Source organism: Amycolatopsis sp. WQ 127309, assembly GCF_023023025.1.
In the GTDB taxonomy this organism is placed as follows: domain Bacteria; phylum Actinomycetota; class Actinomycetes; order Mycobacteriales; family Pseudonocardiaceae; genus Amycolatopsis.
The window spans coordinates 7,054,795-7,079,711 of sequence record NZ_CP095481.1; the positions used below are offsets into that span (position 1 = coordinate 7,054,795).

Sequence of the window (24,917 nt, forward strand, 5' to 3'; positions counted from 1 at the left end):
GTCGGACACTGCGGGGGAGTGCCCACACCGACTTCGCACCGTCGGCCGCGAGCGGCATCGTGCGGGGTGCGCGCCGTCGATGTAGGTAACTACCTACTTAAGGCTGCACCCGCGACGTTCAGATTGTCAAGTAGGAGGTTACTTACTTAGACTCGCAGGATGCCCCGCAGTGCAGAGGACACCCGACGCAAATTGTTCGACGCCTCCGTCGTCGAGTTCTCCACCTACGGGATCGCCGGCGCGCGCGTAGAACGCATCACGGCCTCGGCGGGGGTGAACAACGCCCTGCTCTACCGCTACTTCATCGGCAAGAGCGAATTGTTCGACACCGTCTACGGCACGTTGGCCGTCCGGCTCGTCGAAGCGATTCCGTTCACCCCGGATGATCTTCCCGGTTACGCGGTCGCCCTGGTCGACTACTACGACAAGCACCCCGAGGTGGTCCGGCTCGCCGTCTGGCACCAGCTCGAGCACGGCGAACGGCCCCTGCCCGAGGCCATCAGGACGGCGCAGCAGGACAAGGTCGCCCTGATCCGGCAAGCCCAGGCCGAGGGCCGCATTACCACGACCTACGCTGCCGATGACCTGCTCGCCATGATTCTCGGCCTCTCCCACTTGGCCACGGATGCCGCGGCGCCGCCGGCGCGGCCGAACAGCCGGGAGGACTTCGCCCGGCAAAGGCAGGCGGTCGCCGCCGCCGTGACCGCACTGCTGGCCGGCTGACCGGCTTCCGGAAGCACGACCGCCGGCGTTGACGACGCCGGAGGGACCCGGCCGGGCGTCGCCGTGGGCCTGCAGGGGAGTGGCGAGGTGTGGCGTCGACGACCTGCCCCGATGAGCGGGCGCTCCGCCGGCGCGGGCCCGTGTCGACCGTGTAGTCGATCTCGGGCGGAACGGCGCCGAGCCGACCGACAGGCCGGCTGGGGGCCACTCGGGGTGCCCGCTGGCGGACTCCGGGCTCCGCCTGAGCGTCCAGTTTGGACCCGGCAGGTCGCGAAGCTGTTCGCCGAGCCGCATCCGCCATGGGCAGCTGGACCGGCTCCAACTGGATCAGGGTGTTCGTCGGGACCCCGGCGCGCCGGGCGACAGTTTCCCGAACACGCGCTGCACAGCGGTCGGCGAGACGCTGGTGATCGCCGAGAAGCCGTTCCTGTACTGGCGTCACGCAGAAAGCAGACTGGCGGCACGGCGATCGGCGAGGGCTACAAGGTCCTGAACACGGCCTGCCCGGGCAACAGGAAGATTGCGGGCAAGCGATCCCTGCGCGAAGGTGGCCGGATGAAGTCAGTGATCTCACCGGAGACGGCGGAGCAGTCCGAGGCGGAAGCGTTATACCGGTTCGAAACCGCGGCACCGCAGAGTGTGCGCTCGGTGCTGGGCATCGACGCGCTGCGGATCGGAGGGGGAGTGGCGATGGCGATGCGCCACGACGTCACCGGCTACTGGAGCAAGGCGCTCGGCTTCGGGTGCACGGCGCCGATCACCGACGAGCTGATCGGTGCCGTCTGCCGGTTCTACCGCGAGCAGCGGGTGGCCGGTGCGGTGTTCCAGGTCTCGCCGGCGCTCCTGCCCGCGGACTGGGCGGAGGTCCGTGCCCGGCACGGGCTGACCGCAGGCTCGTCCTGGGTGAAGCTGGTCGCCGACGTCGACGAGGCGGTCGCCTTGGCCGACGCCGGGGAAGGGCTGTCGAGGCTAGACGTGGCGCCGGTCGAACTCGGTGACGCCGGGATGTGGGCGTCGGCCATGATGCGTGCCTTCGGGATGCCGGAGGAGAGCTACCCGGACATGGCGGCCGCGACCGTCGGTCTCCCGGGCTGGCACGCGCACGCGGCCTGGCTCGACGGGGAGCTCGTCGGAACGGGCACGGTGTACGTGCGGGGCGAGACGGCGCAGATGTTCGGGGGCGCCGTGCTGCCTGCGGCCCGCCGCCGCGGCGGCCAGACGGCGCTGCTGGCCGCACGGGCCCGCCTCGCGCAGAAGCTGGGCTGTCGCTGGCTGGTGGCGGAAACCGGTGTCGAACAGCCGGGTGAGCACAACTCCTCTCTGCACAACATGCTCCGGCTGGGGTTCGAGCGGCTGTACGAGCGGCGGAACTGGAGCTGGCGCCCCGAGCAGGAGTGAGGCCGCGGCAGGGCATTTTGACTCTTGCAGCTTCTGCTGTCCAATACCTGTTCAGCGGGCTGCTATGCCTGTTCGGGCCGATGATGCAATCGTTTGCATTTTCGTCCGTTTCTGTGACAGTCTCCTAAAATGACCAACGGAACGAAGTCGGCGCCAACTGCCGAGGAACTCGTCGCACGGGCCGGCGCGCTCCGTGCGGTGTTGTGGTCCGCCGCTCCTGACACCGATCGCGATCGCCGCGTCACCGACGCAGCGTTCGCCGCCGTCCGCGACGCGGGATTGCTGAAACTCTTGCAGCCCAGGCGATACGGCGGGGACGAAGGCAGCTTGCGCACCTTGGTCGAGGTGACCGAAGCACTCGGCCGGGGCTGCGGCGCGACGGGCTGGGTCGCCGGCGTCCTCAACACCAGCAGCTGGCTCGTCGCGCAGTTCCCCGACGAAGCGCAGCACGAGATGTGGGGCGGCGATCCGGACGCGGTCGCGGCATCCGTGGCGGCCCCGAGCGCCTCGGTCGAGCAGGCCGACGGCGGGATCAGGGTCACCGGGAAGTGGGGTTACGCCTCCGGTTCGCTGCACACCGGCTGGGCGGTGCTGGGCGTGCCGCTCGGCACACCCGACGCCCCCGTGCCCGGCCAGGTGCTCGTGCCCGCGCGCGACTACAAGGTCGACGACACCTGGTACGTCGCCGGGCTGCGTGGAACCGGGAGCAACACGATCCTCGTCGACGACGTCTTCGTCCCGGCCCACCGGGTGAACGCCGTTCCCGCGCTGTTCAGCGGGACGAACGCGACGGAGCACCCCGACGCGCCGCTCTACCGCGCGAGCCTGTCCGCGGTGTTCGGCCTGTCGCTGATCGGCACGCAGCTCGGGCAGGCTGCCGCCGCACTCGACTACGTCGTCGAGAAAGCGCCTTCACGGTCGATCGCGACGACCACCTACGCCAGCCAGGCGCACTCCGTTCCGTTCCACCTCGACGTCGCCGAGGCCGAGACGAAGATCGAGACGGCCAGGCTGCACGCGCTGCGCTCGGCGGACGTGATCGACGCGCACGCGGCCGCCGGAACGATCCCGGACGTCGAGGTGCGCGCGAAGGTGCGGATGGCCACGACCTGGGCGAGCCGCCAGTGCTGGGAAGCGGTGGACCAGCTGGTGACCGCGCACGGCACCGCGTCCTTCGCCGAGGTCAATCCGCTGCAGCGGATCTGGCGGGATCAGGGCGTGGCGTGCCGGCACGCCGGGCTCAACCTTCGCGTCGCCGAAGAGATCCACGCCCGTGCCCTGCTCGGTACCGACCCTCGTTCCGTCAGCTTCCTCATCTAACCCACGAGGCCATCATGATCGACGTCCACTCGCACTGGTTCCCCCCGGCGTTCAGCGCGACCTACGAACGTGTGACAGGGCGCGAGGCCTGGCCGCCGCATCCCGCCGACCTGCGCGATCGCATCGCGGACATCGAGGCCGCCGGGCTCGAGCTGCAGATCCTCGGCAGCGGGCACAACCAGCCCTACTCGGAAGACCGCGCCACCGCCGTCGACGCCGCGCGAGCGTTCAACGACCTCTACGCCGACGCCGTCTCGCGTCACGGAGGTCGGCTGGGCGCGTTCGGGGCGATCCCGTTACCGCACGCCGACGAAGCGATCGCCGAGGCGATCCGGTGTCTGGACGAGCTCTCGTTCGCCGGGATCGGCGTCGGCACGACGGCGGTGGGACGGTCGTTGTCCGATCCGGACTTCGAACCGCTGTGGGCCGAGCTGCACCGGCGGCGCACGACAGTCTTCGTGCACCCCGTCGTGACCCCCGACCGGTTCACGCTGTCCCCGGACCCGTACGCGATGGGCCCGAAGTTCGGCGGTCCGCTCGAGGCCACGATGGCGGCGGCACACCTGGTCGTCTCGGGTGTGACCCGGCGGTATCCCGGCATCAACTGGGTCATCGCGCCGATGGGCGGCACGCTGCCGTACTTGTGGCGGCGGTTCGAGGAGTCGAGCCAGGCGATGGGGCAGGACGACCTGCTGGCCGGGGATCCGGCCACCGAGCTGAAGAAGCTCTACTACGACACCACGTTGAGCGACGACCCGCGCGTCATCCGGTTCATGGTCGACGCGGTCGGGATAGACCAGCTGGTCTTCGGCTCGGACGCGCCGAAGGTGACCGCGACAGACTGGATCGGCAGGATGAAGAAGACTCGCTTGTTCGGAGATGACGACCTCGGCAAACTTCTCGGCGGCACCGCGCGGACGAGGCTCGGCCTGTGAACCCCGCATTCGAGCCGTTGCCGCTGGGGCCCTCGCTGCTCGCCAACCGCATCGGGATGTCGCCGATGACCCGGGGCCGGTGCTTCGGCCCCGGGTCGACCCCGACGGACTGGACGACGGCGTACTACGCGCAGCGCGCCAGCGCCGGGTTCATCGTGACCGAAGGCATGCAGCCCTCGCCCGGTGGGCAGGGCGCGCCGGGCACACCGGGCATGCACAGTGCCGAACAGGTCACCGCTTGGCGTCCGGTGACCGAGGCGGTGCACCGCCGTGGCGGGGTCATCTTCGCCCAGCTGATGCACAGCGGCCGGGTCAGTCACCCGGACGTCCTGCCGGAAGGATTGCGGCCGGTCGGCCCGTCCGCGATCGCCGTGGCGGGGGAGCTGTTCACCGGCCGGGGGATGAAGGAGTTCGTCGCCCCCGACGAGCTGTCCGAAGCCGGTATCACGACGGCCATCGCCGACTACGCCGCAGCGGCGCGCAATGCCATCTCCGCGGGCTTCGACGGGGTCGAGATCCATGGTGCCAACGGATACCTGCCGCACCAGTTCCTCGCCCTCAGCGCGAACCGGCGCACGGACCGCTGGGGCGGCGCGCCCGAGAACCGGATGCGGTTCATGGTCACGCTGGTGGAGGCCGTGTCCGCGGCGATCGGCGCCGAGCGGGTTGGGCTGCGCCTCTCACCGGGCGTGACCAACAACAGCATCCACGAGCCGGACCGGGAGACGACCTACCCGCTGCTGGTCGACCGGATCGAGCGGACGGGGCTCGCGTACCTGCACGTCTTCGAAGGGCCCGATCGCTCGTTGACCTGGGAGATGCGGAAACGCTGGCCCGGCGTATTCGTCTTGAACCCGCACACCCCGGACCGCCGCACCGCCCCCGGGGACCTGTCGTTGCTCGACGACGGCCTGGCCGACGTCATCACCTTCGGCGCGATGTTCATCGGCAACCCCGATCTGCCCGAGCGGATCGCGGCCGGCGGGCCGTACACCGAACCCGATCCGGCCACCTTCTACGGCGGCGACGAGCGGGGCTACATCGACTATCCAGCGTTGATCCGGTCAGGAGAGGCTTCGTGAACGTCCTCGGCATCGGGGGATCGCTGCGTCCAGGCTCGCAGTCGGAGCAGGCCTTGCGGATCGCGTTGGCGGGTGCCGAGGAAGCCGGGGCGAGCACTCGCCTGATCATCGGCCCCGAGCTCATTCTCCCGTTCTACGACCAGGCTCAGGAGTCCCGGACCGAGCCGGCGCGCCGGCTGGTCGAGGCGCTGCGGACCGCTGACGGCGTCATCGTGGTTTCGCCCGGGTACCACGGTGCGCTCTCGGGGCTGGTGAAGAACGCGCTGGACTACATCGAAGATCTCCGCGACGACGTCCGGCCGTACCTGTCGGGACGCGCGGTCGGGCTGGCGGCGGTCGCCTACGGCTGGCAAGCCGCGGTGACCACGCTTCAGCAGCTGCGCACGACCGCCCACGCCCTTCGCGGCTGGCCGACGCCGCTGGGCGGCGCGGTCAACTCGGCCGAGGTGAAGTTCGACGACGCGGGGAATTCCTCGGAGGACAAGGTGACCGCGACCCTGCGGCTGATCGGTGCGCAGGTGGCGGGGTTCACCGGCTGACCGTCCGCACACGACCGGGAGGGTGCCTCCCAGTCGTGTGCGAGCGGGATCAGACGTAGAACGGCGGCGGTACCTGTTCGGCGAACATGATCGACTTCAGCTGCGTGTACATCTCCAGCGCGTCCTTGCCGACCTCCCGGCCCAGCCCGCTTTCCTTGAACCCGCCGAACGGCGACCCGTCGAGCAGATTGACGTACTGGTTCACCCACACCTGGCCGGCCTGGAGCCGGTCGGCCGTGCGCATGGCGTTGCGCAGGTTCGACGTGTACACCCCGGACGCCAGGCCGTAGACGACGTCGTTGGCCTGCTCGATCATGGTGTCGAAGTCGTTCCAGCGGATCACCGAAAGGACGGGCCCGAAGATCTCCTCCTGGGCGATGCGGCTGTCGTTGGAGGTCTCGAAGATCGTCGGTTCGACGAACCAGCCGTGGTCGTTGCCCTCGACCTTGACGCGGCTCCCGCCGGTGGCCAGATTGGCCTGCGACGTGCCGGATTCGATGTAGTCGAGCACGCGCAGGCCCTGCTTTTCCGACACCAGGCAGCCCAGCCTGGTCTCCGGGTCGAGGGGTGAGCCGATCCGGATGCTCTCGTAGGCCTTGACCAGCTTCTCCATGAACGCGGGGTAGATGTCGTCGTGCAGGAACAGCCGGGTGCCCGCGAGGCAGGACTGTCCATTGCAGAACGTAGAGGCGAACGTCGCGTTGTCGACGACCGCGTCGATGTCGTCGATGTCGGGGAAGACGATGTTCGGGCTCTTGCCGCCGAGTTCGAGGGATACCGGGATCAGGCGCTCCGCTCCCGCGTGGGCTACCAGCCTGCCGATCTGAGGTGAACCGGTGAAGGCGAGTTTTCGCACGTCCGGGTGCGCGGTGAGCGCGGCACCGGCCTCGTCTCCGTAACCCGGGACCACGTTGACGACGCCGGGCGGGAAGATCTCCGCGAGCTGCCGCGTGAGCTCCAGAGTGGACAGTGAGGCGTTCTCGTCCGGCTTGAGCACGACGGTGTTGCCCGCGGCGAGCGCGGGCGCGAGCTTATAGCTCGCCATGATCGCCGGCACGTTCCAGGGGATGATCTGGCCGACGACGCCGAAGGGTTCGCGCTTGGCGATCGCCCAGCCGCCGGGAACGGCGTGGTTGTACCCGTCGTGCGTGAGGATCGCCGCCGCGAAGAAGCGGTACTGGCCGATCGCGCTGCGGTAGTCCTGGGGGATCTCGAAGACCGTCCGGCCGATGTCATGGGCGTCGATCAGCGTCAGCCGCTGGGCATTCTCCTCCAGCCAGTCGGCCACCCGGAGCAGCAGCTTCGCCCGATCTTCCGGGCGAGTCGCGGCCCACGCGGGGAAAGCCGCCTTGGCGGCCGCGACGGCGGCGTCGACCTCGGCCTTGCCGCCGCGGCTGATCGTGGCGAGCTGCTCACCGGTCGCGGCGTCGACGGCCGGGAAGGAGGCGTCGGTGATCGCCCGGAACTTGCCGCCGATCAACGGCGGGTAGTGCGACTGGAGGCCGAGGTCGGTGCTCATCTGAACGCTCCTTGGGGTCCGGTGCCGACCGGCCCGGTATCAGCCGTGGCCGCGGGTCCGGTGGTGGGGTTGCGGAGTGAGAGGCGGCCCGCTCAGGCAGGTCATTCGCCGTGCGCCATGGTAGGTCGTGCTTTGGCCGGGTGGGGGACCGTTCCGCGGCGTCTTCTGACGGCGGGAGATCCGGTGGTGCCGCTGAGAAGTGTGTTCGCAGCTCAGGACGGGTTGTCGGTGGTGGGGCTATGCCTGGCCGGTCATAGCAGAAGGCAGAACTCGATCCGGGTATCCCCAGGTGCGGATGGCTGATTGATGAAAGTCAGTAAGTATGACTATATTGCTGATTGACGACATGGATCTTTCGGTTTCATCGCCGGGAGTGATGGCGCCCAGCGGGAGGACGAGCTGAGCCGAGACAGCCACCTGCGGGTGTTCACCGAGGTCTATGCGCGATGTCCTCGGCTGCGGCCTCACGGGCAGGTTCGCCGGGGTGTGAGGCGGCCTCGCCACGCTCTCGGCGGCGATTGCGTGGCGCGGGTCGATGGCGGGTTCCCGGAGTACGCGCACGCGGCTGGGCGGGAAACCGCCACTCCCTGTTCGATGGCAACGGTAGTGTCCCAGAGGACCTGTCTGCTCCGATGGGCCCGGAAAGTCAGGTATTTCATGCCCCGTAAGACAAACGCGTTGACCGTCGCCGGTCCCGGCGAGCCGTTCGCGCTGACCGACGTGGTCCTCGGCGATCCGCGCGGCGACGAGGTCATCGTCCGCGTCGAGGCGGTCGGGCTGTGCCACAGCGACATCGCCGTGCAGCAAGGAGACTTTCCGTTCCCGCTGCCCGGAGTGCTGGGCCACGAGGGCGCCGGCGTCGTCGAGGTGGTGGGCGACCGGGTCACGGCCGTGCGTCCGGGTGACCGCGTCGTCTTGACGTTCGCGTCGTGCGGCGCCTGCCCGCGGTGCGTGGCGGGAGTGCCGTCGCAGTGCCGGTCCTTCCTCGAACGCAACTTCACCGGGGGAGGCCGGCCGGACGGCACGACCGCGCTCGAGGCCGCCGGTGCAGAGCTGCACAGCCACTTCTTCGGGCAGTCGTCGTTCGCCGGCCACGCGCTGGCGACCGAACGCAACGCCGTGCGGCTCGACGTCGATGTGGACGCTTCGCTGCTCGCGCCGCTGGGCTGTGGCGTCCAGACTGGAGCGGGCGCCATGCTGAACGTGCTGCGCCCGGCCTCCGGCGCGAGCGTTGCGGTGTTCGGCGCGGGTGCGGTCGGCCTCTCGGCCGTGATGGCTGCGGCGCTCATGCCGGTCGAGAACATCATCGTCGTCGACGTCCGGGAAACCCGGCTGGACCTGGCCCGGCGGCTGGGGGCGACCCACGTCGTCAACGGCCGCGAGGTCGACGCCGTGGAAGCGCTGAAGGATCTCACCGGCGGCGGCCCGGACGTCGTCCTGGAATCCAGCGGCAACGCCGCGGCTTTCGTGCAGGCGGTCAAGTGTCTCACCTGGGGCGGCACCGCAGGTATCGTCGGTGTCCCCGCCTTCGGGGCCACCGCGCCGGTGGAGATCTCCGACATCGTCAACGACAGCAAGCGGATCGTCGGGATCGTCGAGGGCATGAGCAACCCGCCCCTGTTCCTCCCGCGGCTCGCCGGGTTCATCGCGAGCGGACGGTTCCCGATCGCCGAGCTCGTGAAGACCTACCCGCTCGCCGAGATCGACCAGGCCATCGCCGACATGAAGTCCGGCGCCACAGTCAAACCCGTCCTGATCCCCTGACGGGAGCTCGCCGCCGCCGGGACGCCGGCGGCGGCGAAGTCACCGGGTCAGGCCAAGCCGAGCTGCTGGTTGAAGGTGAGGTTGTCCCAGAACAGGAATTCCTCGTCCATCGTGTGCTGCCGGTTCCATAGCCCGACGGTGGCCATGTGGATCGAGAACTTCTTGCCGGTGGGCTGGATGAAGCCGCCGTTGCCGTCCGGCATGGGCCGGCTGAAGGTCCCCTGCATCACGCCGGTGACCGCAGTGAGGCTGTCCTTGGCCACGCGGAACGGGTGGCTCTTGATGTGGGTGTCGGGCGCCCACGCGAACATCGCTTGAAGGTCGGAGACGTGCCGGTCGAGACCGTCGGTGAAGTGGCCGTCGGGCCAGTGGACGCGGATGTTCCTGGCGTGGCTCTCACCCACCCGCGCCCATTCGGCGTTGCTGAAGATGACGAAGTCCAGCTCGTCCATCTTCTGCAGGTTCAGGCGTTCGTCGTAGGTGAGGGTGGGGGAAAAAGGCGGGTTGGGCACCGGCGTCGTGGTTGGGTCTGGCATCGGTGTGTGGCCTCCGCCGGGTGGCGATATCGGTTCCGTCGGCAACGGCCGAGAGCGCCAGTGCGCCGAAGACCGCGGCACTGCCCTTGGTGATCATCGAACGTCGGTCGAGCATGGCTTCCTCCAGGGGGATCGGGATCGGACTGTGCTTACCGGCCCTGCGGCGGCGACAGCGGTGCCGGACGGCACCGCTGTCGCCGCGTCGCGGGGTCAGTTGTCGAGGGTCGCCTGGATCTCGAGGACGAGGTCGGTGGCGTCGCCCATCAGCAGCGGGCCGCCCGGCTGCGACACGTTCCCGCTGACGCCGAACGCCGAACGCGAGACGCGCGCGGTGGCACGGAACCCGACCCTGGCGTTGCCGTAGTGGTCCTCGCCGTCACCCAGGAAGTAGAGGTCCAGTTCGACCGGCTTCGTCGTCCCGCGGATCGTGAGGTCGCCCTGCAGCGTGTAGCGCTCGCCGTCGGCGACGATGCCCGTGGACGAGAAGCGCGCGGCCGGGTGGTTCTCGATGTCGAAGAAGTCCGCGCCGCGGAGGTGGTTGTCGCGAGCGTCGACGTTCGTCTGGACCGAGCCGACGGCGATCTCGGCCTGCACCGTGGACTTCACGAGGTCTTCGGCGACCTCGATGGACCCGGACACGTCCGTGAAGGTGCCCTTGATCCGGGCCACGACGAACCGGGTCGAGAACTCGAGGGACGAGTGCGCCGGGTCGATGCTGTAACGGCCGGCGGTGATGGCGATGGGCATGGGACTCTCCTGGTGTTGGTGTTGGTGGAACTGCTGATGGGGTGAACTACTTCTGGTAGGCGGCCGCGACCTGGCCGACCAGCGTGGCGAACGGCATGTCCAGGGCGGCGTAGACGTCGTTGGCCACCGGGAGCGTGTTGTCCGCCAGGATTTCGACCATGAGCGTCGCGTAGTCGCTCAGGATCACGCCGGCCTGCTGCATGCGCAGCACGCCGGCTTCACGTTTGGTCTGCGAGAACGTGCCGGAGGAGTCCACGGCGACGTAGGTGTCGTAGCCGTCGGCGATCGCCGTGATCGCCGGAAATGCCGCGCAGACTTCGAGGGAGATGCCGACGATGATGAGCTTCGTGCGGCCGGTCGCCTCGACGGCGGCGCGGAACCTGCTGTCGTTCCAGGCGTTCACGGAGCCGCGGTCGATGACCTCCTGTCCTTCGGGAAGCACCTCCTGCAACTCGGGGATCAGCGGCCCCCACATGCTGTCCGCGGCGGTGGTCGTGACCACCAGTGGCAGGCCGAGCGTCGTCGCGGTCTTGGCCAGGGCGACGGTGTTGTGCTTCAGCTCGAGCAACGGGATGTCGCGCACTCCCGTGTACAGGCCGACTTGGTGGTCGATGATCAGCACGGCGGCGTTGTCGGTGGTGAGGGCTTCGGTGAACTTGTTCGCGCTCATGGGTTGTCGGCTTCCGGAGTGAGTCACTTGGTAATCGAGCTTGATAGTCACAAATATTGACCATATGCGGTCGACGGCTATTCCAGGTGTGGCTGAAATGTCGGCTCAAGTGACGGGGGTCACTCTCCGGGTGAGTCGCGATCGCGACCAGTTCTGGGGGCGCGAGTGGTCGCCGCTGCGGCCGGATCACCCGTGTGTCCTGGTCGAGCGGCTAGACTCGGCCGGCCGGACGGTGCCGGCCGTCCTGTGTGGAATGTGAGGAGCCGCCGCGTGGTCACCCGGGCCGAACGTAACAAGACCAACCCCGATCTCGGCGTGCTGGCGGGACGGCTGCTGTTCGCCGTGCAGGGAGAGCTGTTCGCCACGCTCGCCGAGCGGGGATTCGGCGATCTGCACGCCCGGCACGGCGCGGTCCTCGCCTACCTCGACCCGGACGGCGTACGGGCGACCGATCTGTCGCGGTTGTCGGGGCTGCACAAGCAGGTCATTGGCACGGTGATCGACGAGCTGGAGGCGCTGGGTTACGTCGAGCGGCGCCCGGACCCGGCCGATCGCCGGGCGAAGCTGGTGTGCCCGACGGAACGCGGCCGGGCGCAGATGAAGGCCGCGGACCGGATCATGAGCGGTATCCAGGATCGGCACGCGCGGCGCTTGGGGCGTGAAGAGTTCGCACGGTTCAAGTCCGCGCTGACCGACGTCACCGAGCACCAGCGCCGCCGCCGACCGTGAACACCGAGGCGGTGTGCCCCGGTGCTACGGCCGGGTCGGCCTAGGCGGTGTCCTGTAAGTCATCGGAGCCGGAGCACGATGGCGGCGATGGTCAGCTCGGCCTGGTGATAAGCAGCGCGTTTGGCGTAGCGGGTGACCAGGTCACGGAACTGCTTGAGCCGGTTGAAGCACCGCTCGACCACGTTGCGCTGCTTGTAGACCTCGGCGTCGAAGACCGGTGGTCTCCCGCCGCGCGAGCCTGTGGCGATGCGGCGGGCGATCTGGTCATCCCGCTCCGAGCTGGCGAAGGTGACCTGCCGGTCTCGCATCGCCCGGCGGGTCGAGGGATGCGCATACGCCTTGTCCGCGATCACGGTCTCCGGCCGACACCGTGGACGCCCTGGCCCGGATCGGGCGAGGCTGATGCCATTCAGCAGCGGTACCAGCTGCGGATTGTCGCCTGCCTGGCCTGGGGTGAGCAGAAGCCGTATCGGCAGACCGCGTCCGTCGACGGCGAGGTGGATCTTCGTGCTCAGCCCGCCGCGGGACCGGCCGAGTTCTTCTCCGTCGAGGGCGAGGGCTTCGATTCCGTCGCTGCATCCCCCTTTTTTCCGGGCACCAGCGGCATGCTGGTGCCCGGACCACGCTCGAGTCCACCGAGACGATCCACTCGAGGTCGCCGACGGCGTCGTCTTTGACGATCACCCGGTCGAGGATCCGCTGCGAGGTGCCGTCCCTTGGTCCACAACCGCAGCCGTTCATGCGTGGTCTTCCAGGTCCGTAGCGTTCGGGCCGGTCACGCCACGGGGCACCGGTCCGCAGCTTCCACAGGATCGCGTTGATGACTTGACGGTGATCGCGCCACCGCCGCCCACCGCCCTGCTGCGGTGGCAGCAACGGCTCGATCACCGCCCACGCCTTGTCCGTCAACTCACCGCCACCAACCACTGGGCACAGCTACCAGAGAGCCAGCTCAACCACTTACAGGACACGCCCTAGGCGCTGCCGGAGCAAGTCACGCTGGCGGGCTTCGCGCTCAGGCGGCTCCTAAAAGCATGGGCGAGGGTGACTCGCCCGCACCGTCAGGAACCACCTGGATCACGACGCCCGTCGAGCAGACTCACTCCTGCAGGGCCTGGTCGCGTCGCCGGTGGGAGATGATCTTCGCCGGGTCCAGGAACCACAGCGGGACCAGGATGGCCAGCGGCATGATCGTCAGTTGCCAGAGCGCGGCGTGGCGCCAGCCCAGTCCGCCGACCAGTTCGGCGAAAACGAAACCGGACACGGCCGCGGCGACGTAGTACGTGGCCACGAACAGCCCGGCCGCCCGGCCGACGTGGGTGGGCCGCACCGAACGCTGCATGGTGCTGTTGCAGTTGGTGAACAGCGATCCGGCGGTGAAGGTGCCCATCGTGAAGGCGAACACGTACTGCCAGCCGGGCGTCGTCGGTCCGTTGAACAGCAGCCATCCGGAGACCGCCACGCCGATGTAGGTCACCAGCAGGATCTTGCGCTGGTCGTACCGGTCGCCGAGCCAGCCGGTGGGCAGGGACATGGTGGCGCCGGCCCCGACGAGGCTGGTGGCGAGTGCGGCTTGGCCGGCGGTGAAGTGCAACTCGGTGCGCAGGTAGGTCGGGTAGAGGCCGAGGAACCCGTAGAACGCGAGGCCGCCGCCGATGGCCGCCAGGGCGAGCAGCAGGGTGTTGCGGTTGTAGGCCGACGTCGGCAGGTGGTCGAAGGTGCCGGTCGCGCCCGCCTCGGGTTCGGCGACCGCGTCGGTGAGGCCCCGGCGGACGCTGATGCCGATCAGCAGTGTGATGACCAGGCCGGCGCCGCCGAACACGTAGAACGGCGCGTGCCACGTACCGAACGAGGTCGCGAGGTCGGTGCCGATCAGCGGGCCGAAGAAGACGCCGGCGCCGAACGCGACGCCGAGGGCGCCGAAGGCCAGTGATCGCCGGACGAAGAAGTAGGAGCTGAGCGCGGCGTAGAGTGCCGCGGCCTGCATGCCTTCACCGGCACCGGAAATCAGCCGGTAGACGGCCATGTCGGCGAAGCCCGCCGCGAGCGGCGTCACGATCGTGCCGACCGAGTAGACGAAGATGCTGGCGACCAGGACGGTCTTGCGTGAGAACTTGTCGACCAGGTAACCCGCCGGCACGCCGGCGGCAGCCACACCCAAGGTGAACCCGGTGGCGAGGAGCCCGCCCTGGCTCAGGGAGAAGTGGTGAGCCTTGCTGATCTCGGGCAGCAGGGGGTAGAAGACCTGGCGGTCCATCGCGTTGATCATGAACGAGATCGCCATCAGCGCGAAGCCCCAGAACGCCAGGTGCTTGGGGACGTCGCGGCGGGACGTGATCTCCGGCGTAGAGGTGGTCGGGGCTGGTCTGCTCATGGCGGCCTCCTGGACGACGTCCCATTGAATGCGAACGATTGCATAGCCTAAGTGCCTTGTCGGGCCAGGTCAACGCTCTGCCACGTATTGACCGGCGACTGCTGAAAGCGAACGTTCGCAGCGGGCAGGTCAATGCACTGCCGAGCGCGCCAACCGGTAGCCGAAGAGCATCGTGGTGAGGTGGGTCGCCGCCGCGAACCCGCCCGGAATGGCGGAGGCGTCGGCGACGACCACGTTGCCGAGGCCTTTCACCCGGCCGTCGGGGGTCGCGGCAGCGCTCCGGTCCGCGGCGGTGCCGATCCGGCACGACGACATGAGGTGGCCGTAGCTGAAGAAGGTCTGCCTGATGTGGCTGTCCAGGTCGCCGCCGGCGGGCGGGCCGTCGTCGCCGGGCAGCACGAGGCCGCGCAGGTGGTCGCTTCGCTCGACCAGTTCCCGAATCAGCCCCAGGCCGCGTCGCAGCCGGGTCAGATCACGACCGTCGGGGTCGTTCAGGTAGCCCGCGTCGATCCGCGGCGGGACCCGCACATCGGGGCTCACGAGCGTGACTCCGCCGCTCGAGGCCGGTGTGACGAGGAAGGCGATCAGCGCGTGCACCCAGTGCACGCCGTCGAAGGTCCGTTCGTAGGGCAGGAGGTTGAAGCTGCCGTCCTCCGCCGATCCCAGCGGCACCCGCGCGACGGTCTGGCAATGCGGGACCGGGCCCGCCGACAGTTCGGCCCGGAAGGTCTCGTCGGCGGTGCCGGTGAGCTGGTAGGCGAGGGACACCCCGATGTGGTCGGTCAGTCCGCGGCCCACCGCGGGGACGTCGGAGACCACGTCGATGCCCAGCCGTTCGAGTGCCGCGGCCGGGCCGACACCGGATCGCAGGAGCAGCTCCGGGGTGCCCACCGCGCCCGCGGCGAGGACGAACGATCGCGCGCGGATCGTCACCCGCTGCCCGCGGAGCATGCCGTGGGCAGCGACGGCGCGATCTCCCCGGAACCGCAAGCCGGTGATCGTCAGCCCGTCGACGATCCGCAGGCGGTGATCATCGCGATGTGGGTCGAGGAACGCGAAAGCCGTGTTCCACCGGGTGGTGCCGCGCTGGTTCGCCCGCCAGATCGCGACACCGCCCTCGGCCGCGGGTGCTCCGAAGTCCGGCAACCGCGCATAACCGGCCTCCAGTGCGCCGGTGAGGAACCCGCGAGACCACTGGGTCAGTCCGGCCTCGTCGTGGGGTGCGGTTTCGAGCATTCCGGCGCGGCCGTGGAAGTCCGAGGCCGGCTCGCTGAGTTCGACGGCGTCGATGTCGTCGCGGAGACCTTTCCAGCTCCACCCCGGCTCGTCCCACAGGCGGGCCCAGCGGTCGTACTCGTCGGGCCGGCCCCAGACGACGTGCGCTTCGTTGAAGGTGGAACACCCGCCGAGCACCTTGGCTCGCGCGTGCGCGAAGGTCTTGCGATCGCCGTACTGGCTCCAGTAGCCCCAGTCATGGCTCTCCGGCACCACGCGGGCGTCGAGCAGGTCGCCGTGCCATCCTCCGGCCGTCGCGGGGCCGTGGTCCGGGCCCGCTTCGGCGAGCACGACGTCGTCCACGCCGGACCGCAGGAGGCTGTGCACCGCGGCGCAGCCGGCGGACCCACCGCCGATGACCAGGGTTTCGCAGCTGTACTCGAGCACCGGGCAACCTCCTGGGACGGGGGATCAGGGCCCGGCAAAGGCGATTCGTCATGCGCGCCACCGTTGCTTGGGCAACGGCCACCATGGCGCCCGGAGCGGCCAACACAGCACCCGGCGCCGACAACGGACTCGATCGTCGGCGTGTTGGCCGCTCTGGCCGGCGTGCCGGTCGTCCTTTCCTGACCTGTTCGACTGGGCGATGACTTTGCCGGGGCCCTGGGACAGGGACTGCCATCCTTACGGGGCACGAACAGCGGCGTCCAATGCCTAATAGCGCCACCAGCTATGCGTCGGCCGCAACGCAGTCGAGCAGGTCGTGCGGCGCGCCGGTGAACCTGTCGTGTTCGTGCCCGGCGACGTGGGCGCGGATCCGGGCCGCCCGCTGGTGGAGGTGTTCGAGCATGAGCGCGGCCGCCGGGGTGGGTGTCGCGCCGAGGCGCAGCGTCGCGCCGACCTTGCGCGACACGGACGGCAGCGGCGTGGGCAAGGTGGTGAGCCGCGGGTCCTCTTCCGCGATCAGGAGCGGCAGCACGGCCACGGAGTCCGAACTCAGGACGAGGGTGCGCAGGGTCAGGATCGACTCCGACTCGATCCGGTCGACCGGGAGCGGAAGGCCGGCGTGGAGGAAGACCTCTTCGATCTCGTTGCGCAGCGCCGTGCGTTCGCCCGGCAGGATCCAGGGGTAGTCCTGGAGGTCGGCCAGCGTCGGCGGCGGGCCGTCGAGCGCCGGGTGCCCCGTGCGCACGGCGAGCCGGATCGGCTCGGTGTACATCCTGATCTGCGCGGTGCGGTCGGCGAGGTCGGTCGGGGTCAGCCGTCCGACGACCAGGTCGATCTCGCCGGCCAACAGGTCCTTCACGAGGACGTCGGGGGTGCTTTCGCGGACGATCACCGTGACCCTGGGATGGCTCCGCTTCAACGCGGAGATCGCCTGCGGCAGCAGGACGTTCGAGCCGGCGAGGTAAGTGCCCGCGGTGACCGAGCCCGCTTGGCCGGACTCCAGTTCGGCCAGGTGCCGTCCGGCCTGCCGGATCTGCGTCAGCACCGCCTCGGCGTGCTGGAGGAAGGCCTCGCCGTACAGCGTGGGTGTCATCCCGCGGGGGCCGCGTTCGAACAGCTCGACCTCGAGCAGTGCTTCGAGCTCGCGCAGGCCGCGGGTGACGACCGGCTGGCTGATCCGCAGGTCGTGCGCCGCGTGCAGCACGCTGCCGCGCTTGGCGATGGCGGTCACCAGCACGAGGTGTCGCAGTTTGAGCGTTCCGTCCAGAAGCTTGCGGGCTCGCATCGTGCACAGCTTAGCTCCGGGAAACAGTCACGAAAAGTGATAGACACTTTTCGTGACTTTCAGGGACGGCGACCTCGGGCGGGTTCGCTATAGCTGTGCGGCGAATCGGTATTGGACCCGGCTGTGACAGCGGGGGCACGCTGGCTCGTAACGACGAGCGAGGGAGCGGGATGATCGATGCACGCGTCGTGGCCGGCAAGGCTCGGCCGCGTGGGCGGTATCCCCACGTCAAGATCGCAGGGGACTACGTCTATGTCTCCGGGACGAGCAGCCGGCTGCCGGACGACACCTTCGCCGGCGTCACCGTCGACGACCGGGGGACGGTCACGCTCGACATCACGGTGCAGACGGCTGCGGTGATCCGGAACATCGCGGACATCCTCGCCGAGGTCGGTGCCGGTCTCGGCGATCTCGTCCAGGTCACCACCTACCTGGTGTCGATGAACGATTTCGCCGGCTACAACGCGGTCTACGGCGAGTACTTCGACGAAGCCGGGCCGACGCGCACCACCGTCGCCGTGCACCAGCTCCCGCACCCGCACCTGCTGATCGAGATGCAGGCCGTCGCGTACCGACCGCGAGCCTGACCAGGAAGCGAGATCCGCCATGCCTGACATCCCGCCGGTGATCGACCTACCCGCCTGGATCGCCGAGAACGAGCGGTTCCTCAAGCCGCCGGTGAACAACAAGGTCGCCTGGGCGCCGATGAAGGACTTCATCGTGATGGTCGTCGGTGGCCCGAACCTGCGCACCGACTACCACGTCGACCCGTACGAGGAGTGGTTCTACATGCATCGCGGGTCGATGCGCATCGACGTGATGGCGGACGACGGCCCGCGCAGCATCCACATTCCAGAGGGGGGCATGTGGATGCTGCCGGCCAACCTGCCGCACTCGCCGCAGCGGCCCGACCCGGACTCGATCGGCCTGGTCATCGAACGGGTCCGCGGCGAAGGGGTCGAGGAAAGCTTTCGCTGGTACTGCCAGAACTGCGCGACCCAGCTGCACGAGGCGTGGATCCGCTTGAAGAACATCGAGGTCGATCTGCCGCCGGTGTTCGAGGCGTTCCACGCCGATCTCACTGCCCGGACCTGCCCGGCCTGCGGGACCCTGCACCCGGGCAAGGGCTGAGCGCTCCATGAGCGTGATCGATGTGCACAGCCACTTCGTGCCCCGAGGCTGGCCGGATCTGGGGACGATCGCCGGCGGCACCGGCTGGCCGCGTCTCGAGGTCGAGTCCGAACGCGACGCGGTGATCATGATCGGGTCGAGCGAGTTCCGCAGGATCTCCGACGAGTGCTGGAACGCCGACCGGCGGCTGGCCGACATGGCCGAAGACGGCGTCGACGTCCAGGTCGTCTCGCCGACGCCGGTGTTCTTCTCTTACGACCGGCCGGTCGGGCAGGCAGTCAAGGTCGCGAAGGTCTTCAACGACCTGGCCTTGGAGATCTGTGCGCCGGCGCCGGGTCGGCTGATCCCGTTCTGCCAGGTGCCGCTGCAGGACCCGGACGCGGCCTGCGCCGAGCTGGACCGCTGCCTGGCGGCCGGGCACGCCGGTGTCGAGATCGGCAACCACGTGGGCGACCGGGACCTCGACGACGCGGGCATCGTGACGTTCCTGCAGCACTGTGCGGACCGCGGTGTCCCGGTGTTCGTGCACCCGTGGGACATGCCCGAATCGCCGAGGCTGGGGCGGTGGATGGCCAGGTGGCTGGCCGGGATGCCCGCCGAGACGCACCTGTCGATCGTGGCGCTGATCCTGGGCGGGGTGTTCGACCGGGTCCCGGACACGCTGCGGATCTGCTTCGCCCACGGCGGCGGCTCGTTCCCGTTCTGGCTCGGCCGGCTGGACAACGCGTGGCGCCGGCGCCCCGACGTGATCGCCGGCAGCGTCCTGCCGCCGTCGGCCTACATGGGACGGTTCTCGGTGGACACGGTCGTGTTCGACGAGCGCGCGCTGCGGCTGCTGGTGGACACCGTCGGTGTCGAACGGGTGCTGCTGGGCAGCGACTATCCGTACCCGCTGGGGGAGCGGCCGGTGGGTGAGCTGGTGCGCAAGGCCGGGTTCCTGGACGAACCGGCTCGCGCCAAGCTGCTCGGCGGCAACGCCCGCGAATTCCTCGCCCGCCCCTGATCGGGCCGGGCCCGGGCCGCCGTCCCGAGCCCGGCCTCATCAGAGCCGGACGCAGATGTTGGTGGGCTCGGAGTAGAAGTGCAGGGAGTGCTCACCGCCTTCACGCCCGATCCCCGAGAGGCCCGAGCCGCCGAACGGTGACCGCAGGTCGCGCAGGAACCAGGTGTTCACCCAGGCCATCCCCACGTCGAGCGCGGCCGCCGTCCGGTGCGCGGTTTCCAGGTCACGCGTCCACACGGCCGCGGCGAGACCGTAGTCGGTGTCGTTCGCGAGGCGGACGGCTTCCTCCGCGGTGTCGAAGGGCACCAGAGCGGCGACCGGCCCGAAGATCTCCTCCCGCAGCACCCGGGCCTCGTTGCCGAGGCCGGTCCACAGCGTCGGCTCGATCCAGGCCCCGGCTTGCAACGCCGGCTCGACCTGGGGAATGCTGCCGCCGGCGAGGATCTCGGCGCCCGTGTCCTTCGCGAGCCGGTAGTAACGCAGGACCTTCTCACGGTGCCGGACCGAGATCAGCGGACCCGTGGTGGTGGCCGGGTCTTCGGGCCTGCCCGGCCGCACCGCGCGCGCTCGTTCGCCCAGCCCGGCGGCGACCTCGTCGAAGACGTCGCGCTGCACGTAGATCCGCTCGGTGCAGAGACAAACCTGACCCGTGTTGGTGAACGTCGAGCGGGCCAGGCCGTCGATCGCGCGGTCCAGGTCGGCGTCTGCGAACACGATCGCCGCGTTCTTCCCGCCGAGCTCGAACGACACCGGCCGCACGCGCGGCGCCACCGCGCGCATGATCACCGCACCTGTCCCTGATTCGCCCGTGAAGGTGATCCCGTCGACGTCCGGGTGCGTGGTCAGGAACTCGCCCGCGGATCCCGGCCCGAACCCGTGCACGACGTTGTAGACCCCGTCGGGGACACCCGCTCCGGTCATGACCTCGGCGAGGAGCGTCGCCGTCGACGGGGTTTCCTCGCTGGGTTTCACGACGACGGTGTTGCCGCAGGCGAGCGCGGGCGCGACTTTCCAGGTGAGCAGGAGCAGCGGGAGGTTCCACGGCACGATCACGCCGACGACGCCGAGTGGTTTGCGCAGCGCGTAGTTGAGCGCCTGGCCGCCGTCGGGGAGGTCGGTGAGGAACGAATCCAGGCCCGCGGCGGAGATGATGTCGGCGAAACTCCGGAAGTTCGCCGTCGCCCGCGCGACGTCGATCCGCCGGGCGAGTTCGACCGGTTTCCCGGTGTCGGCGACCTCCGCGGCGACGAACTCCTCGAACCGGTTGTCGATGCCGTCGGCGATCTTCCGCAGCAGGCGGGCCCGGTCCGGGACGCCCAGCCGGCCCCACGGCCCGGTCAAGGCGCGCCGTGCCGCGGTCACGGCGCGACCGACCGTGCCTTCGTCGGCTTCCGCGACGCGGGCCACGAGCGACCCGTCGACCGGGCTGATCTTGTCGAACGTGGCGGCGCCGTCGACGAACTTCCCGTCGACGAAATTGCTGAGCTGGGTCATTCAGCCAGCTTGCCGACCCGTCGCGGGCCCGGCCAATACCGAATCGGCCGGGCCCTATACCCCTTGTGCCGCTCGGGTTTCAGTCCTTCGGCGGCCAGGTGGGGATCGGGGCGCGCCCCGAGGGGAAGCGGACGTTCTTCGCGCGGACGAACTCGCGCAGGGTTTCCGCGGAGTTCTCCCGGCCGAACCCGCTGCCCTTGTTGCCGCCGAACGGCGAGCCCAAGAACGAGCGGCGCATGTAGTTGTTGATGAAGATCATGCCCGCTTCCAGTTCGCCGGCGAGGCGACTGGCGCGGAAGTGGTCCGGCGTGATGAGCGCGGCCGTCAGCCCGTAGCTGGTCCCGTTGGCGATCCGGACGGCTTCCTCGTCGGTGTCGAACACCATGATCGACGCGACGGGGCCGAAGAGCTCCTCCTGGGCCACGGTGTGGTGGGGCTGCACGTCGACGAGAACGGTGGGCGGCACCCAGTACCCGCCCTTGAGGCGCTCGTCCTCGGGCGTCTCGCCCTGGAACGCGATCTTCGCACCTTCTGCGACGGCCGTGTCGATGTAGGCGAGCACCTTCTCCTGCTGCTTGCGGTCGACCATCGCGCCGATGTCGGTCCGGGCGTCGAGCCCGTCCCCGACGACCAGGCGGCCGGCCGCTTCGGTGAACTGCTCGACGAACTCGTCGTAGCGCGACCGGTGGATGAGGATGCGCGAGGTCGAGGTGCAGGCTTCGCCCTGGTTGTAGAACATCCCCTCGATGGAGATGTCGACCGCGACGTCCATGTCGGCGTCGTCGAGCACCAGCAGAGCGTTCTTCCCGCCGAGTTCCATCGTGGCGTAGGTCAGGTTCTGCGCGGCGCTCTGCAGGACCTTGCGTCCGGTCGCGGTCGCGCCGGTGAAGGTGATCCGCTCGACGACGGGGTGCGCGGACAGGAAGGCGCCGGCCGGGAGTCCCGTGACAGCGTTCACGACCCCGGGCGGCAGCACCTCGTTGACCAGTTCGACCAGCCGCAGCACCGTGAGCGGCGCCTGGTCGCCGGGCTTGACGACGACGGTGTTCCCGGCGGCGAGCGCCGGGGCCGACTTCTTGGTGAAGTGGATCGGGGGCCAGTTGAACGGCAGGATCGCGGCCACGACGCCGTAGGGCTCGTAGGACACCCGCGCCTCGATCGGTCCCTGGTCGAGGAGATCGCCGTGCAGTGAGTCGGCCAGGCCGCCGAAGTAGTCGAAGCCCGCAGAACTGAACGACACGTCGAAGCGCAGCGCGTCACGCCGGGGCTTGCCGACCTCCCTCGCCTCGAGTTCGCCGAGTTCGTCGGCGTGCGCGCGGATGACCGCGGCCGCTTTCGCCAGCAGGATCCCCCGCTCGCGGGGCGTGCGGTGGCGCCAGTCCTGTTCGTAGGCCCGGCGGGCATCCATGACCGCGAGGTCCACCAGCGCCTCGTCGGCTTCGACGACCTCGGCGAGAGTGTCACCGGTGGCAGGTTCGAGGACATCGAACCACTTCGCGCCGTCCGGCGTGACCCACGCGCCGCCGATGAATGCCGCCCAATCGCGGCGGGCCAGTGGCTTCGGGCTTTCCGGCACAGTCCTGCTCCCTGTCACTCGGCACTACGATCAAAATAAATGATAGTCATGAAAATTTACTGATTGGTCAGTCCGGGAGGAGGCCCGCCCGGCGGCCCAGCGCCCGGCCGTTCTCGCCGAGCTTGCGGAGCAGCTCGGTCACGTGCAGCTCGCTCGCCCGGGTGAACCGGCCGTCTTCCAGCAGCAACTCACCGTCGACCATGACGTGCTTGGCGTCGCCGCCGCGGGCCGCGTGCACGAACGTGCTCAACGGCCGGTGCACCGGCGACGCGTGCAGGGTGGCCAGGTCGAACACGGCGATGTCGGCGAGCTTGCCCGCTTCGAGGCTGCCCAGCCGGTCCTGGGCGCGTACGGCGCGAGCGCCGTCTTCGGTCGCCATCGTGATCAGCTTGGCCAGCTCGATCGAGGCCGGTTCGTGGTGCAGCTGGTTCTGCAGCAGCCGGGTCCACTTGAGCTGCTCGACCATGTCGTTGGTCAGGTCGACCATCGGGCCGTCGGTGCCGATGGCGACCCGGATCCCGTTGTCCAGCATCCGTTTCACCGGTGTGATCCCGCCGCCTCGAGCCGCTTCGGAGCTGGGGGTGTGGGCGACGGTGCTGCCCGAGGCGGCGATGAGGTCGAGGTCGTTGTCGCGCGGGTTGATGGTGTGCGCGAGGATCCAGCGATCGTCGAGCACGCCGAGACGGTGGAGGAACTGGAGGTCCGTCCGTCCGGTCTGCAGGACGAACTTCAGGTAGCCGTTGTCGCGAGACATGGTGCCCCCGGCGATGTGCGAGGAGGTGAAGGTGTCCTTCTCCACGGCCAGGGCGTGACCGCCCAGCACCATCGGCTCCGAGCAGGTGCCCATCGCGACCCAGTGGGCGGTGGCCTCCAGAACGAAACCGATCCGGACGCGGCCGCCGGCGAATCCGTCCCACTTCTCGAACGACTCGCGCGCGTTCGCGAAGTCCGAGGCGACGTCGCCGGGACGGATCGCCTTCGCGAAGAACTGCCGGACGCCGGTGTCGGCCACCGGGGTCAGGATGGCCTCCTCTTCGCTGAGCGTGGTCTCGTTGACCAGGTGGTTGACCGAGCTCGTGGTTCCGCCGCGCAGCATGTCCAGCGCCGCGACCTCACTGGCGAGCCGGAGGTCGTCGATGGTCAGCTGCGCCTTGAGCGGGAAGAGGCAGTCGCTGATCCACTTCTCGAGGAGCAGGTCTCCGCCGAGACCCTTGCCGTAGAGGTACCAGTCGTGCTGGTGGGTGTTGACCAGACCGGGCAGGACCAGCGCGCCGCTGGTGTCGAGCGTGCGGTCGACGGGTTCGCGGCTCAGTTCCCCGGGGGCGCCGACGGCGGCGATGGTGGTGCCGTCGACGAGCAGCTCACCGCCCTGGAGGAGTTCGGGACGGTCCTTGACGAAGAGGCCACCACCGGCGAACAGGGTCCTCACGGCGCGTCTCCTTCCTGCGTTTGCTGTTGACTGAAATGGTTCAGGCGAGCAGGGAATCGTCCAGCAGGCCCGAATCGAGCACCGCGTCGAGACTCAGCGGTGTGCTGCCGCTCGCGTGCCGGTTGCGCAGCTCGACGACGGTGGCGAGTTCGTCCCGCGCGAGCCGGCCGCCGAGGACGAGGCCGGTCGCCGGCTCGGTGAGGATGCCGACGTGCCGGTGCGCGGCGTCGCCGTCGAGGCCGAGCCGGCGCATCGTCGCGTCGAGGACCAGGTCGCGGTGCTCGCCGTCGATGATGTCCCGCGCGGTGCGCGTCAGTGCTTTGACCAGTCCCCGCAGTGCCGGGGTTTCGCGCCGCATGGCCTCGCCGGTCGCGGCCAGCACCGCGCCCGCGTAGGGGCCGATCGAGGTCACGGAGGCGAGCCGGTGCGCGCCGCCGTCTTCGGCGAACAGATCGTTGCCCGCGTTCAGGACGGTGCCCGTGATGTCGCCGGCGAGGAGGGCCTTCGCGCGTCGGGGAGTCGCGCCCAGTGCCTCGACCGCGTAGTCGTCGCCTCGCCGGAGTCCGAGTCGGTCGAGCAGTTCGAAGGCGACGAACGCGAAGCCGGAGCCGGGAACGTCGACACCGATGGTGTTCCCGCGCAGCAGCGCGGGTGTGGCGACGCCTGGTTTCGAGAACAGCGACAGTCCCAGGCCGCGGTCCACGGCCGCGAGGATCCGGACGTCCTCCGTGCGCCCGAGCGGGTTGGTCGGCACGCACCGGTAGGCCAGGACGTTGTCCGGGTTGGTCAGCACCGCGTCGAGGTCGCCGGCGAACAGGTCCGTGAACTGCTGGGGCGAGGACGTCGTCGGAACCTCGGTCACGGCCAGACCGGCCTCGGCCAGCCGCCCGGTCCGGGTGGCCACCTCGACCAGCACCGAGGGGCTGAAGGTGCCGAGCCTGAATCCCCGCATCGCTCTCCTAGATTGTTCACAAACGTTCGCATAGTGACTGTCGCCGCTG

Annotated in this window: 22 protein-coding genes and 1 pseudogene; 11 read left to right on the forward strand and 12 right to left on the reverse strand. The window is 69.3% G+C overall.

What is annotated here, in order from left to right:
* Positions 1–159 precede the first annotated feature (159 nt).
* The 6 genes from MUY22_RS31930 to MUY22_RS31955 all read left to right on the forward strand — a co-directional run bounded on the left by MUY22_RS31930 (position 160) and on the right by MUY22_RS31955 (position 5,997).
* Entirely contained in the window at positions 160–723 is a 564-nt protein-coding gene (locus tag MUY22_RS31930; RefSeq protein WP_247050809.1) for a TetR/AcrR family transcriptional regulator, read from the forward strand.
* 555 nt (positions 724–1,278) lie between these two features.
* A complete protein-coding gene (locus MUY22_RS31935; protein WP_247050812.1) occupies positions 1,279–2,121 on the forward strand; it encodes a GNAT family N-acetyltransferase in 843 nt (280 codons plus the stop codon).
* 129 nt (positions 2,122–2,250) lie between these two features.
* Positions 2,251–3,441, forward strand: a complete 1,191-nt coding sequence (locus tag MUY22_RS31940; protein WP_247050814.1) for an acyl-CoA dehydrogenase family protein — start codon at positions 2,251–2,253, stop codon at positions 3,439–3,441.
* Positions 3,442–3,455: 14 nt separating this feature from the next.
* On the forward strand, positions 3,456–4,376 hold the full coding sequence (locus MUY22_RS31945) for an amidohydrolase family protein (RefSeq protein ID WP_247050816.1): 921 nt from the start codon (positions 3,456–3,458) through the stop codon (positions 4,374–4,376).
* Complete coding sequence (locus tag MUY22_RS31950) at positions 4,373–5,458, forward strand: alkene reductase (RefSeq protein ID WP_247050818.1); 1,086 nt, start codon at positions 4,373–4,375, stop codon at positions 5,456–5,458. Before MUY22_RS31945 ends, MUY22_RS31950 begins: the two co-directional genes overlap by 4 nt.
* Complete coding sequence (locus tag MUY22_RS31955) at positions 5,455–5,997, forward strand: NADPH-dependent FMN reductase (protein ID WP_247050820.1); 543 nt, start codon at positions 5,455–5,457, stop codon at positions 5,995–5,997. Before MUY22_RS31950 ends, MUY22_RS31955 begins: the two co-directional genes overlap by 4 nt.
* Before the next feature lie 49 nt (positions 5,998–6,046).
* Here MUY22_RS31955 and MUY22_RS31960 read toward each other — a convergent pair whose 3' ends face one another.
* A complete protein-coding gene (locus MUY22_RS31960; RefSeq protein WP_247050822.1) occupies positions 6,047–7,516 on the reverse strand; it encodes an aldehyde dehydrogenase in 1,470 nt (489 codons plus the stop codon).
* A gap of 657 nt (positions 7,517–8,173) precedes the next feature.
* Here MUY22_RS31960 and MUY22_RS31965 point away from each other — a divergent pair.
* Entirely contained in the window at positions 8,174–9,280 is a 1,107-nt protein-coding gene (locus MUY22_RS31965) for an NAD(P)-dependent alcohol dehydrogenase (RefSeq protein ID WP_247050824.1), read from the forward strand.
* Between the two features lie 47 nt (positions 9,281–9,327).
* Here MUY22_RS31965 and MUY22_RS31970 read toward each other — a convergent pair whose 3' ends face one another.
* From MUY22_RS31970 to MUY22_RS31980, 3 genes are all read right to left on the reverse strand, one after another.
* Entirely contained in the window at positions 9,328–9,816 is a 489-nt protein-coding gene (locus MUY22_RS31970; protein ID WP_247050826.1) for an ester cyclase, read from the reverse strand.
* Between the two features lie 210 nt (positions 9,817–10,026).
* Positions 10,027–10,563, reverse strand: coding sequence for a YceI family protein (locus tag MUY22_RS31975; RefSeq protein ID WP_247050828.1), 537 nt, complete (start codon positions 10,561–10,563; stop codon positions 10,027–10,029).
* 46 nt (positions 10,564–10,609) lie between these two features.
* Positions 10,610–11,233: an isochorismatase family protein gene (locus MUY22_RS31980; protein WP_247050830.1), complete on the reverse strand. Its 624-nt coding sequence runs from the start codon at positions 11,231–11,233 to the stop codon at positions 10,610–10,612.
* Between the two features lie 270 nt (positions 11,234–11,503).
* Here MUY22_RS31980 and MUY22_RS31985 point away from each other — a divergent pair, with 270 nt between their 5' ends.
* Positions 11,504–11,962: a MarR family winged helix-turn-helix transcriptional regulator gene (locus MUY22_RS31985; protein ID WP_247050831.1), complete on the forward strand. Its 459-nt coding sequence runs from the start codon at positions 11,504–11,506 to the stop codon at positions 11,960–11,962.
* Between the two features lie 59 nt (positions 11,963–12,021).
* Here MUY22_RS31985 and MUY22_RS31990 read toward each other — a convergent pair.
* From MUY22_RS31990 to MUY22_RS32005, 4 genes and pseudogenes are all read right to left on the reverse strand, one after another.
* Positions 12,022–12,898 (reverse strand): annotated as a pseudogene (locus MUY22_RS31990) (IS5 family transposase).
* Positions 12,899–13,061: 163 nt separating this feature from the next.
* Entirely contained in the window at positions 13,062–14,336 is a 1,275-nt protein-coding gene (locus MUY22_RS31995; protein WP_247050834.1) for an MFS transporter, read from the reverse strand.
* Positions 14,337–14,465: 129 nt separating this feature from the next.
* Positions 14,466–15,998: a GMC family oxidoreductase gene (locus MUY22_RS32000; RefSeq protein WP_247050836.1), complete on the reverse strand. Its 1,533-nt coding sequence runs from the start codon at positions 15,996–15,998 to the stop codon at positions 14,466–14,468.
* Between the two features lie 283 nt (positions 15,999–16,281).
* A complete protein-coding gene (locus MUY22_RS32005) occupies positions 16,282–17,283 on the reverse strand; it encodes a LysR substrate-binding domain-containing protein (protein ID WP_247050838.1) in 1,002 nt (333 codons plus the stop codon).
* Between the two features lie 170 nt (positions 17,284–17,453).
* Here MUY22_RS32005 and MUY22_RS32010 point away from each other — a divergent pair, with 170 nt between their 5' ends.
* The 3 genes from MUY22_RS32010 to MUY22_RS32020 are packed head-to-tail and all read left to right on the forward strand — an operon-like array spanning position 17,454 to position 19,417.
* Positions 17,454–17,870 carry a RidA family protein gene (locus MUY22_RS32010; protein WP_247050840.1) on the forward strand — a complete coding sequence of 139 codons (417 nt, stop codon included), beginning with the start codon at positions 17,454–17,456 and terminating at the stop codon, positions 17,868–17,870.
* 19 nt (positions 17,871–17,889) lie between these two features.
* On the forward strand, positions 17,890–18,414 hold the full coding sequence (locus MUY22_RS32015; RefSeq protein ID WP_247050842.1) for a 3-hydroxyanthranilate 3,4-dioxygenase: 525 nt from the start codon (positions 17,890–17,892) through the stop codon (positions 18,412–18,414).
* Between the two features lie 7 nt (positions 18,415–18,421).
* Entirely contained in the window at positions 18,422–19,417 is a 996-nt protein-coding gene (locus MUY22_RS32020; RefSeq protein ID WP_247050844.1) for an amidohydrolase family protein, read from the forward strand.
* A 39-nt stretch (positions 19,418–19,456) separates the two neighbouring features.
* On the opposite strand, the gene MUY22_RS32025 is transcribed toward MUY22_RS32020, so the two are convergent.
* From MUY22_RS32025 to MUY22_RS32040, 4 genes are all read right to left on the reverse strand, one after another.
* Positions 19,457–20,911: a 2-hydroxymuconic semialdehyde dehydrogenase gene (locus MUY22_RS32025; protein WP_247050846.1), complete on the reverse strand. Its 1,455-nt coding sequence runs from the start codon at positions 20,909–20,911 to the stop codon at positions 19,457–19,459.
* A gap of 79 nt (positions 20,912–20,990) precedes the next feature.
* Positions 20,991–22,487 carry an aldehyde dehydrogenase gene (locus MUY22_RS32030; protein ID WP_247050847.1) on the reverse strand — a complete coding sequence of 499 codons (1,497 nt, stop codon included), beginning with the start codon at positions 22,485–22,487 and terminating at the stop codon, positions 20,991–20,993.
* A 67-nt stretch (positions 22,488–22,554) separates the two neighbouring features.
* Positions 22,555–23,916: an amidohydrolase family protein gene (locus MUY22_RS32035; protein ID WP_247050848.1), complete on the reverse strand. Its 1,362-nt coding sequence runs from the start codon at positions 23,914–23,916 to the stop codon at positions 22,555–22,557.
* A gap of 40 nt (positions 23,917–23,956) precedes the next feature.
* Positions 23,957–24,868 (reverse strand): ABC transporter substrate-binding protein, encoded by a 912-nt coding sequence (locus MUY22_RS32040; RefSeq protein ID WP_247050849.1) that lies wholly within the window; start codon positions 24,866–24,868, stop codon positions 23,957–23,959.
* Between the last annotated feature and the right edge of the window lie 49 nt (positions 24,869–24,917).

Bases quoted from the DNA above. Each gene is read 5' to 3' on its own strand.
- MUY22_RS32015 (WP_247050842.1), top strand. From the start codon at position 17,890: ATGCCTGACATCCCGCCGGTGATCGACCTACCCGCCTGGATCGCCGAG.
- MUY22_RS31975 (WP_247050828.1), bottom strand. From the start codon at position 10,563: ATGCCCATCGCCATCACCGCCGGCCGTTACAGCATCGACCCGGCGCAC.
- MUY22_RS31930 (WP_247050809.1), top strand. From the start codon at position 160: ATGCCCCGCAGTGCAGAGGACACCCGACGCAAATTGTTCGACGCCTCC.
- MUY22_RS31945 (WP_247050816.1), top strand. From the start codon at position 3,456: ATGATCGACGTCCACTCGCACTGGTTCCCCCCGGCGTTCAGCGCGACC.
- MUY22_RS32005 (WP_247050838.1), bottom strand. From the start codon at position 17,283: ATGCGAGCCCGCAAGCTTCTGGACGGAACGCTCAAACTGCGACACCTC.
- MUY22_RS31935 (WP_247050812.1), top strand. From the start codon at position 1,279: ATGAAGTCAGTGATCTCACCGGAGACGGCGGAGCAGTCCGAGGCGGAA.
- MUY22_RS31970 (WP_247050826.1), bottom strand. From the start codon at position 9,816: ATGCCAGACCCAACCACGACGCCGGTGCCCAACCCGCCTTTTTCCCCC.
- MUY22_RS32010 (WP_247050840.1), top strand. From the start codon at position 17,454: ATGATCGATGCACGCGTCGTGGCCGGCAAGGCTCGGCCGCGTGGGCGG.
- MUY22_RS31940 (WP_247050814.1), top strand. From the start codon at position 2,251: ATGACCAACGGAACGAAGTCGGCGCCAACTGCCGAGGAACTCGTCGCA.
- MUY22_RS32020 (WP_247050844.1), top strand. From the start codon at position 18,422: ATGAGCGTGATCGATGTGCACAGCCACTTCGTGCCCCGAGGCTGGCCG.
- MUY22_RS31995 (WP_247050834.1), bottom strand. From the start codon at position 14,336: ATGAGCAGACCAGCCCCGACCACCTCTACGCCGGAGATCACGTCCCGC.
- MUY22_RS31980 (WP_247050830.1), bottom strand. From the start codon at position 11,233: ATGAGCGCGAACAAGTTCACCGAAGCCCTCACCACCGACAACGCCGCC.
- MUY22_RS31965 (WP_247050824.1), top strand. From the start codon at position 8,174: ATGCCCCGTAAGACAAACGCGTTGACCGTCGCCGGTCCCGGCGAGCCG.
- MUY22_RS32025 (WP_247050846.1), bottom strand. From the start codon at position 20,911: ATGACCCAGCTCAGCAATTTCGTCGACGGGAAGTTCGTCGACGGCGCC.
- MUY22_RS32040 (WP_247050849.1), bottom strand. From the start codon at position 24,868: ATGCGGGGATTCAGGCTCGGCACCTTCAGCCCCTCGGTGCTGGTCGAG.
- MUY22_RS31960 (WP_247050822.1), bottom strand. From the start codon at position 7,516: ATGAGCACCGACCTCGGCCTCCAGTCGCACTACCCGCCGTTGATCGGC.